The organism is Kamptonema animale CS-326 (genome assembly GCF_028330895.1).
GTDB classification, from domain to species: Bacteria; Cyanobacteriota; Cyanobacteriia; order Cyanobacteriales; family Microcoleaceae; genus Kamptonema; species Kamptonema formosum.
Map to the genome: position 1 here is coordinate 1 of NZ_JAQMUA010000498.1, position 10,465 is coordinate 10,465.

The window sequence follows — 10,465 nt, forward strand, 5'->3', positions numbered from 1 at the left end:
AATTTTGGCGGCGTTACGAATATTTTTCGTAATTCCTGAAGGTATATAGTTATGCTTTAGCCCTCTTATTTATATGATATGAAATGACAGACAAGCGCAACTATGTACCTAAAAATTAATCTCTTGTCTTGGGAAAGTTATATAGCTCTTGTTTCTAATTCTACTTTTTGCCTTTTACCGATCGCCTTTAATTATATGCTATCTAAATGGTTTTTACTGCAAGGACGCTCTATTTTTTTGTTATCGATCGGGTTGGCAATCCTAACACCGATAGGGTTAAACTATTATGTAAAAATATTTACCAATTCTTACCGCTACAACGATCCTGCCAATGTTCCCCCTGAAAATGTTGCCATCGTTTTTGGAGCCGGAGTCTGGGCAGACGGTACACCTTCTCCGATGTTAGCAGATCGAGTGCAGGCAGCCGTAGATCTCTACAAACTGGGTCGTATTCGCAAAATCTTAATGACAGGAGATAACAGCAGTCCTTACTACAATGAGGTGAAAGCAATGATGATTTACGCTGAGGAAAAAGGTGTACCAAACAGCGATATCACTTTGGATTATGCAGGCTTCAGCACTTATGAAAGTTGCTATCGGGCGAAAGAAATTTTTGGTGTGAAACAAGCCGTTTTAATTACGCAATCTTATCACTTACCACGCGCTGTTTACACTTGCCGTGCGTTAGGGGTAGAAGCAGTGGGTTTAGGAACGCCTGACTGGGGAAAATTCCGTAATAATTCTATGATTCAGTATAATACACGAGAGGTATTTGCAGTGGTGAAGGCGCTCTGGGAGGTTCACGTTACTCGTCCAACACCCACTTTTATGGGGTCATTTGAGGGTATTCCGGGAACAAAAGATCCTAATTAAAAATGTAAGATAAATATCTTGTAATCTAAACAGCAACGTGAAACATAATTTTGTTTATAAGATTCTATTTCCGCTCTTTCTTCTTTCCTCTTCTTCCTTCTTCCTTTACCTATAAATGAAAACGATCGCGTGTCTGTGTTCTCAATTTGAGATCGAGAACGCGATCGCTTGTTTACTTGGATTTATTGATATCTGCCAGAGCCCAAGTTAGACTTGTCATCGCTAAACGGGCAAAAGCTTTCACACGCTCGTTTTGGGCAGATTCAATGATGTCAATTACGTTTGTCGGTTGAATAGTCATAGGTAATTCCTGGGCGGTTTCCGCTGAGTCTTCTAACTGAGCTTTTACAGAAGATTCCGGTAAGCTAACTATCGGTATTTGATTTAGTTCTGTGGTCATAGTCGGAACCACCTCCTTGAGTTCTTCCAGACATACCACTATCTACAATGATGCTCTATTTCTATCCGGTATTTGGTGATGAAAATTTATGGATACCGTGACAATTGTCAAAACTCTCCGTGACCCATATCACTAAAATCTTATTTTTACTTAATCCTAATTTTTCACTAATACTGGTATAGTTAAAGTCACTAGCAAATCCTTCAACCTTATTCTATAGAGGTAATTCAGGGTTTGGCAACTGCAAAACTGAGTGGCACACAAAAAATGGCAATTTATCTAGATTCCGCGATTATATCAGAAGCTCAAGCAGCAAGTAAGTTCGGTTGGATATCGGGAATTACTACTAATCCCACACTTTTAGCGAAGACCGATTTACCACCAGATACGACACTTAAGAAACTGGCACAACTGATTTCTGGGGAGATATATTACCAGCTAATGGCCTCTGATTTTGAGGGTATGGTAGCAGAAGGAAAAGCAGCATTTGCATTAATTGGACGGCAAACCGTGCTCAAGGTTCCGGCGACGGCGGCGGGTTTCCAGACAGTGGCCTATTTGTCGCCGGAGATTCCTTGTGCGGTGACGGCGATATACGGTGCGTCGCAGGCGGCGGTATCCGCAGCAGCGGGGGCTAAATATGCGATCGCTTATGTGAATCGCGCCACCAGGCTTTTAGGGGACGGTTTTGCCTTAGTGCGGGATATGGCAAGTGTTCTCAGGGGAAGCAATACGGAGATTTTGGCCGCGAGTGTGAAATCACCAGCAGAAGCAGTGGCAACTTTACAAGCGGGTGCAAACCATTTGACGCTACCATTTGACGTATTGCAGGCGATGGCAGTTCACGAGTTATCGCAGCAAACTGTTGATGAATTTGCAAAGAATGGTCGAGGAATTTTGGGGTGAGATCGTATCTGATTGATTCATTTTCGTATAATTTCAAATTCAATGTTTGTTCTCATTAGTTTTTCAATAGTGGCGCGATTTTGGAGTGGTGCGGAAGCGCGATCGCAAACTCAGTACCCACACCCAGAGCGGAATTACAAGTCAATTGACCACCGTGTTTTTCCACCACGATTGAATAGCTAATTGATAACCCCAAACCTGTACCACTGCCAATCGCCTTCGTAGTAAAAAATGGCTCAAATATCTTATTTCGTACTGGCTCACTTATACCTACACCATTATCTTTAATGCGGATCAGTATCTTGTCCGCCTCTTGAAGTTCAGTCCGAATAATAATGGTAGGTGGGTGATTTGTACGGGATTCTTCTAAAGCATCAATGGCATTGTTTATAATGTTCATAAACACCTGATTTAGAGCCGACGCATAACAATTAACTAAAGGCAGTTGAGCATATTCTTGAATTATAGTAATCTCTGAATGTTTGCTATTATTTTTGAGTCGATGCTGCAAAATTAACAGCGTACTATCAATACCCGAATGAATATCTACTGGTTTCATTTCTGATTCATCTAAACGGGAAAAATTCCGTAGTGATAGCACAATTTGGCGGATGCGATCTGCTCCTAATTTCATGGAGGACAGCAGTTTGTGTAAATCATTTACTATAAATTCTAGTTCTATATCAGCAATTTTTTCTTCAATTTCTGGTAATGGTTGCGGATACAATTTTTGGTATAAATTATTTAATTCAATTAAAGACGTAATATATTCACTCGCAGGTTCCAAATTGCCATAGATGAAATTAATCGGATTATTAATTTCATGAGCAATACCAGCCACTAATTGCCCCAATCCTGACATCTTTTCCGCTTGAATTAGTTGTGCTTGAGTAGAGTATAGTTTTTCCAGAGTTGATTCTAGCTGAGTTGCCTTTTGGGTGATTTCCTGGGTGCGTTCTTCTACTTTCTGCTCTAAATTATGGGAATACTCTTCTAATTGGCTATAAAGTTGAGCATTTTCCAAGGATATAGCTGCTTGAGCAGTAAGCAGTTTAATAACTTGCAGGCGATCGCACGTAAATACTCCAGCCGTGAGATGATTTTCTAAATAGATAATCCCAATTAGTTTACCTTGATTAATGATGGGAGTACATAAAAGACTCTGAGGTGGTTGCTGTAGGAAATAGGAGTCAGATGCTAATAAGTTTTGAACCATTTTATCATCAATAACTAAGGTTTCTCTGGTACGGAAAACATAGTTAATTACACCAACAGGAATCTCTTGGCTTGATTCTACGGGTGTCGATTGCAGCAAAATATTTTGATTGTTTGTGTCCCTTGCTTTTGAGAGAGCAGTTGCTTCTATAGTTAGATTATCACCTTTAACTAAGATCAAAGTACATTTATCCGCACCCGCATTTTCCATCAATACTTGCATCAAAGTTGACAATAGTTGCTCTAGTTGGATTTCACTAGATAAGGCTTGCGAAGCTTTTAAAAAGGTGGCAAAATCTAGGCGGGATGAAATATTTATACCGCTAGAAACGACAGTCTGAGTAGAAAACTTACCCATACTATTACCCAAATTCAGGCTAGTTTGTGGTTGCTTGAGTATCGACACTAATAATTCAGGATAGCGTTTTTCTAAGTCTTCAACTTTGGCTTTTGCTCCCCATCGGGTGTAGCCGTAGTAGGCTTCAGTCATGTAAACTTGAGCCACTTTTTCTTTACCCCAACCGAGGTAGAATTTGGCAGTCAGTTCGTTGGCAAGCGCTTCTTCTTGCAGGTATTGATTTTCTTTAGCCCCAGCAATTGCCCGCTCGTAGTTTTCAATTGCATCTGCTTTATTACCCAAAACTCGCTGCTTTTCTGCCTCAACTAAATACCATTTATGCAAATGATTCATACCAGAATTTTGCGTACACTGGTACAAAGTAGTTTGATGATTTTCGACCTGAATTAGAATTTCGGCTTGCTCAATTTCTGACTCTGGGAAAACTGCCAAGCGTGTCAGGGCTGCATAGAAATGGAAAATAGGAACAAAAACCATTGCTGGTACTGCCCTCACATACAGCTTAGCTTGAGCAATGTAGTTGTTCCCAGCATTATAATTACCAAATAAGTAAGCAAGAAAAAGTTTGTAAATATAGACCTTGGCGAGCGCCGTTAGATCGTTGTTGTGGTGATGCTGGGGAATCATCAGCGTTTCATCGTAAATACTACCGCTCAAACAATCTGGCTGAATATTTGTTTCCTTCAAGCTCTGAGCTGTCTGCCGTATAATATTTATATAATTCTGGGCAGAAAATTGCTTCATCTGGGCTAAAGCAGTGCTATAACTTGTCATCTCTGAGTCCAAACTATTTAGTTCAGTACCACTCCAAAAACCAGCAGCACTATAAGATGATAAACTCATGCCAGCGTAGAGAAAATCGCCCGTTTCCATACCAGTAGTATATCCACATTTCTGGGTAGCTATTGTTGCCCTTAGAGGTTCTTTTTGATGCTGAATCAATGTTCCAAAAATAGTTAGAATCATCGATTTGACTTGGATTGCATTAAATTTTTCAAGCAAGGAAAGTGCCAATTTCCCAAAGTCATACCCCGTTTCTACATCTCCCAAAAAGGCACATAGCACCATACCGTGAACCACATACCCTGTGCTTGATGCAGTCGTGTTACCAAACTGGAGCGATAAACTCACCATCTTGCAGCTAAGTAAGGGCAGTAACCCCGGCATTCCCAGGAAAATGGGTAAAAATAACGCTGCTAACAGTTGCATTGCTGCCAGAGTTTTTGCATCAGTCATTACAGGCAAATCTACTAATTCTTCAACTTTTCTGCCGCTTTGTTGGTTAGTGATACTCTGTAATACCTTACTAATTAAAGCTTCGTCAGGTGTGGTGGGAAATTCAACTCCTAATTGCTCCAGTGCCTTTGTACCCATTGCAATGGCTTCTAATACCTGGCTCTGGGCTGACTTGGCGACGATTAAAATTTCGTAAATTTTAACTTTATCTAAAATTGTCCGAGCATTTTGTAACACCTCTGCTGCTATCTGTTCCATGCCCTCAAAATCAGCATTCAAATAGGCAATTTCGGCAGCAGCAATATAGAGATTTAAGGTCAATTTGTATTGAGTTTGCCAACAGTTGGCTGTCAGTAGTTCAATTCCTGTTTGGACATAGATTCTTGCCGCAGCGTAGGCAGTAGAATTTCTGGCTTTCTGTGCAGCTTTTAAGTTAAGTTGAGCTAATTCTTCCCGTTTGCTTGGTAGGGAAATCAACTCTTGTCCTAAATTCAAATGTCCCACAATATCAAATAGTTTTTCTTCGTGTTCTATCTCTGAAGAATTTTGCAAGAGCAATTGTCCAATTTGGAGATGAGTTGCTTGTTTTTGGTTTTCGGGAATTAGTAAATAAGCGGCTTGTTGAACGCGATCGTGGAGAAATTTGTAACTGGGATTACCCACCGAATGGCTGACAGATAAGGAATCTGTTTGTATGAAGAATTTATAGATTTCCGTAGTGGGAAGAATGAATCCTTCTTGTAAGGCTTTCCAGAGAACTGTTGCTGTTTCTGCTGCCGATTTCTGAGAGACAATCGCCAAAGTCTCCAAATCAAACTGCGCCCCAATACAAGCAGCAAGTTTGAGAGCATTCTGAGTTTCTCTCGGCAATTTCTGCAATTGCAGCGCCATAAACTCTACGACATCATCGTTAATTGCTAATGCTTTGACTTGAGCAATATCGCATTGCCACCCCCCTTGTACTCCCCTCTTTTCCCCCTTGGTAAGGGGGGATGAAAGGGTGGTGGAGGACTGAGGGAGGTCAAAACTAATCAGTTTATCATCATATAATGACTTGAGAAACTGTGTTGCAAAGAAGGGATTACCTTTGGTCTTTTGATAAACTAATTCTGTCAAGGGTTGAGCCAAGAAAAAATCACAACTCAGAGTATCTGCTACTAATTGATTCATATCTTTTTGGCTCAAAGGTTGCAACGCAATCGTGTTCACTGTTGCCCCATACTTAATAATTTCATCTACAGTCAACATAAACGGATGAATGGGTGACACTTCATTATCTCGATAAGCACCCAACACTAATAAAGGCCCCGTATCCTCCATCAATAATTGCAGCAACTTCAAAGATGCACTATCTGCCCACTGTAAATCGTCCAAAAACATGACTAAGGGATGTTCTGCGGTAGTAAACACTTGCACAAATTTTTGCATGAGCAAATTGAAACGATTCTGTGCAGCACTTCCAGATAGTCCTGGTACAGGAGGTTGAGGGCCAATAATGCGTTCTAACTCAGGAATTACCTCGATCAAGACTTGTCCATTGTCTCCAACTGTTAACAAAATCTTGGTTTTCCAAGTTTGTAAATTAGCTTCTGATTCTGATAGCAATTGCCTCATTAAGTCGCGGAAAGCTTGCACAAAAGCCAAAAAGGGAATATTTCGCTGAAATTGGTCGTATTTGCCTTTAATAAAGTAGCCGCGTTGACGAACAATCGGCTTATGGACTTCATTTACTACCGCTGTTTTGCCGATACCAGAAAAACCTGCGACTAACATTAATTCACTGCCGGATAAACGCGATTTCTCCCCGCCTGACTTAACAATTGTGGAAGTTTCTAAAGCCTCTTTTTTGAAGTTGTTTTGGGCAAGGCTTCCTGTACTAACTCGTTCAAAGGCGGCTAATAGTTGGGAAACTTCTGTTTCTCTTCCATAGAGCTTTTCAGTAATTAAAAATCTGTCGGTAATATCTCGCTTTCCTAGTTCAAAAGCTGGGATTTTTCCGGTTTTTTGTAATTGAGCCAGACAAATCTCTAGATCGTGTTTTAGTCCTAATGCAGTCTGATAGCGATTTTCAGCATTTTTCGCCATCAATTTACTGACAATTTGCGATAAAACTAGAGGAATTTCTACATTGACTTCATGTATGGGAATTGGCTGTTTGGCTAGATGACAATGTACTAATTCCATTGGGTCATCTGCAACAAAAGGTAACTGTCCAGCAAACAATTCATAGAAGGTGACACCCAGGGAATAAAAGTCACTACGATAGTCAATACCTCTATTCATTCTTCCTGTTTGTTCGGGAGATAGATAGGCTAAAGTCCCTTCTAGAATATTGGGGTTCTGGATTTCTTGGCTTTCTCTTGGCAGCAAGGAAGCGATACTAAAGTCAATTAATTTGATTTGTTTGGTGTCGGGATTAATTAAAATATTAGCGGGTTTAATATCTTTATGGATTACTCTATTTTTGTAAAGATAGTGAATAGTATCTGCTAGTTGCAAGGCGAGGTTGAGAAATTCTTCTAAAGGTAAAAATTTAGAGGGTTTGTTTTCAGTATTTACTGACTTCAAATAAGTAGACAGGGAAATTCCACCAAAGTCTTCCATTACTAGGGCATAGCTATTCTGGTATGTTTTTAGACTCAGAGGTTTGATGATCGTGGAGAGATTAAAATTTTTGGCAATGATATACTGGTTGCGGAACTGCACCAGTTCGTTAAAGTTGGGGTATTCGTTTCGCAGTATTTTAATGACGACAGGAGTGCGATCGCTCTCTTGAAGAGCTCGATAGACTATGGTGCGATCGCCCGCATATAGTTGTTCTATGATGCGATAGCCCAGTATGTGAGTGATTGCATTCATTTTCTCGTACCAAAAAAACTGGTCATTACTTCAACCATTTCATTATTACATGGTGCGAATAGAAAATAGGGAAGTTTCAGACTCACGAATGTGTATAAATAATAAATATTTTGTGAATAAATAATTAATAAATTCCCTAATTAATCATGCTCATCAATGTACACTCCCAAACTAATCGCGACTGAACATAACCCAGTAAATATTGCCGCGCTTTTTCTAATATTTGAACTGGAGATTTTCTGATTTTTCCTGACAAAAATTTCCTCCAGTAACAATGCTGCAAATAATCTACTAACCACAATTGAGCTTCTGAATCTAAATTTTTATCAATTTCTCTTGCTAATTCCAAAGCTTCCCGAATGCTCTCAGGTAGCTGCTGCACCTTCCGCAGCAAATTTTCAGGAATATCCCCAAGTTGCTGCCAAATTTCTATTGCTTCGCCAGGACTTCCCTGAGCCATTGCCATTATTTCTGGATGTGATACAATTTCCTGATTTCCAGTTTTCTGTAATACCTGCTTCATGGCATTTTTATCTAACCGATAAAATGGTATTCTTTGACACCTTGAGACCAGAGTTGGCAATAAAGATTCAAAGCCAGGTGCAATTAAAATTAGTGTCGCTTTTCCAGGTTCTTCTAAAGTTTTAAGCAATCCATTTGCTGCACTTTCAGCCATCGTTTCTGCCTGTTCTAATACTACGACAGATCGCGATGCTTCTAAGGGTGGGCGACCGAGAAATTGTCCGATTTCTCGAATTTGTTCTAAGCGAATTTGCGGCGGTGCTTTTCGTTTCAATCCTGCGGCTTCTGCTTCTTTTGCTGATAATCGTTTACCTTGATGTAGATAAGTTGGTTCTATCCATAATAAATCGGGATGATTGCGTTCTTGTATGCGTTTTTGAAGAGTAGCGATTGCTTTTGTATCGCCAAAGTTAGTAGAGAATAAAAGCTCAATAAAACACTGAGCTGCTAAACTTCTCCCTACGCCGCGAGTACCAGCAAATAAATACCCAGGAGCAATTCGATTTTTAGCAACTGCCTGAGTTAGCAATTCTACTGCTTGATTTTGACTGATGATTGGTGCAAAATAATTCATTATAGTTGTTAATTGTTAGTCGTTATATTAGTAGTTAGTAGTTAGTAGTTAGTTGTTATTAGCTTCTGTCATTGCGAACGAAGTGAAGCAATCGCAAGGTCTGTAAGTCGCTAGACAGATATTGTGCGTCATCCTTAGCCAATTCAAGTATAATTCCGCTCAATTAACTTTTATCAACCCTAGAGTTGAACTCAAACTATTGCGATTGCTTCGCTTCGCTCGCAATGACAACCAATAACTAACAACCGATAACTAAAAACCAACAACTAACCACTAACCACTAACCACTAACAACCAATAACTAACAATTATATCCCCAATCTTTTAACTTGCGGGTGAAAATATGATGAATTTCCTCTGAAACTTCCTCTTCGCTACGATTAGCATCTACCCGGATAATGCGATCGCGATTTGCAGTAGCTAAGTCAGCAAAGCCTTGCTGTACCCGCCGATGAAATTCTAAATCAGCTTGCTCAATGCGATCGCTCACTCCCCGACGCTTCACGCGACGCAAACCTACCTCCACCTCAAGATCCAGCCACAAAGTTAAATCGCTTTGTAACCCCACCGTTGCAATTTCATTGAGTTGGTTAATTAAACTCAAACTCAGACCGCGACCATATCCTTGATAAGCGATCGTCGAGTCAGTAAAGCGATCGCACAAAACTATCGACCCCTTCGCTAACTCAGGTTTGAGCACAGCCTCGACGTGCTGAGCTCTATCCGCCGCATATAAAAGCAATTCCGCGCGATCGCAGATATTTTCCCCCCCTGACTCCAATAGTAACCCTCGTAACCCTTTCCCTAAATCCGTACCTCCTGGTTCGCGAGTCACCACAATTTGTGGAACTTTGCAATTGTTCTCCTGTGACAACAACCAAAGCCGCGATCGCTCGATTTGCGTTGTTTTTCCGCTCCCTTCGACCCCCTCAAATACAATTAACTTACCGTCCATTTTCTTATCCTCATGCCCCAATACATTGTTACTGCTCTGTAGTTCTCTGTCTTCTTCGGTATGATGGGGAGGTTTGATGCCTCACGCCTGGAGTTTCTTATGGCTCGCTATACTGGTTTCTTTATCGTCGCCGTTCCGATTGAACGCCTCCGGCAATTAGTAATCGAGATTTTAGTCTCTTGCGATCTTGATATTATCTACGATAGTGGGGACTATCTGATGGCTCGCGAACTACCTGGTCAAGTTTCTATTCCTAAACTTGTCACTGCGGAAGTTCTCATTGATAAAAGCTCAAATTCTCAATCAGAAGTCCGCATGGATTTAGTAATAAAAAATGAGGAATTGCCGCTGAAATTTAACAATCATTGCCGTCAAATGTTCGAGCTCGTGAGTGAGTTGATCGTTAAGAACCGTCACTGGCAACTCCTTGAAAGCATGGGGATTTAGAGAATTAAAAATTAAAAATTAAAAATTAAAAATTTCCTTTTCAATTTTTAATTATAGCAACCGCGATAACTTCCGTAATACCGCCCAGAGGACGGAGTTATATCATGTCCGGTTAAATAC

The 10,465-nt window shown here is 40.4% G+C and carries 7 protein-coding genes; 3 read left to right on the forward strand and 4 right to left on the reverse strand.

Features of this window, described 5'->3' with window-relative positions:
* Positions 1-195 precede the first annotated feature (195 nt).
* Entirely contained in the window at positions 196-873 is a 678-nt protein-coding gene (locus PN499_RS29205; protein ID WP_272037142.1) for a SanA/YdcF family protein, read from the forward strand.
* 172 nt (positions 874-1,045) lie between these two features.
* Here PN499_RS29205 and PN499_RS29210 read toward each other — a convergent pair whose 3' ends face one another.
* Entirely contained in the window at positions 1,046-1,273 is a 228-nt protein-coding gene (locus PN499_RS29210; protein ID WP_272037133.1) for a hypothetical protein, read from the reverse strand.
* 267 nt (positions 1,274-1,540) lie between these two features.
* Here PN499_RS29210 and PN499_RS29215 point away from each other — a divergent pair, with 267 nt between their 5' ends.
* Positions 1,541-2,179, forward strand: a complete 639-nt coding sequence (locus tag PN499_RS29215) for a transaldolase family protein (RefSeq protein WP_272037144.1) — start codon at positions 1,541-1,543, stop codon at positions 2,177-2,179.
* A gap of 55 nt (positions 2,180-2,234) precedes the next feature.
* On the opposite strand, the gene PN499_RS29220 is transcribed toward PN499_RS29215, so the two are convergent.
* The 3 genes from PN499_RS29220 to tmk form a co-directional block, all read right to left on the reverse strand.
* Positions 2,235-7,847 carry a trifunctional serine/threonine-protein kinase/ATP-binding protein/sensor histidine kinase gene (locus PN499_RS29220; RefSeq protein WP_272037135.1) on the reverse strand — a complete coding sequence of 1,871 codons (5,613 nt, stop codon included), beginning with the start codon at positions 7,845-7,847 and terminating at the stop codon, positions 2,235-2,237.
* 136 nt (positions 7,848-7,983) lie between these two features.
* Entirely contained in the window at positions 7,984-8,943 is a 960-nt protein-coding gene (locus PN499_RS29225) for a DNA polymerase III subunit delta' (RefSeq protein WP_272037137.1), read from the reverse strand.
* A 301-nt stretch (positions 8,944-9,244) separates the two neighbouring features.
* A complete protein-coding gene (gene tmk / locus PN499_RS29230) occupies positions 9,245-9,898 on the reverse strand; it encodes a dTMP kinase (RefSeq protein WP_272037138.1) in 654 nt (217 codons plus the stop codon).
* Between the two features lie 99 nt (positions 9,899-9,997).
* On the opposite strand from tmk, the gene PN499_RS29235 reads away from it, so the two are divergent.
* Entirely contained in the window at positions 9,998-10,345 is a 348-nt protein-coding gene (locus PN499_RS29235) for a hypothetical protein (RefSeq protein WP_272037141.1), read from the forward strand.
* The last annotated feature ends 120 nt before the right edge of the window (positions 10,346-10,465 follow it).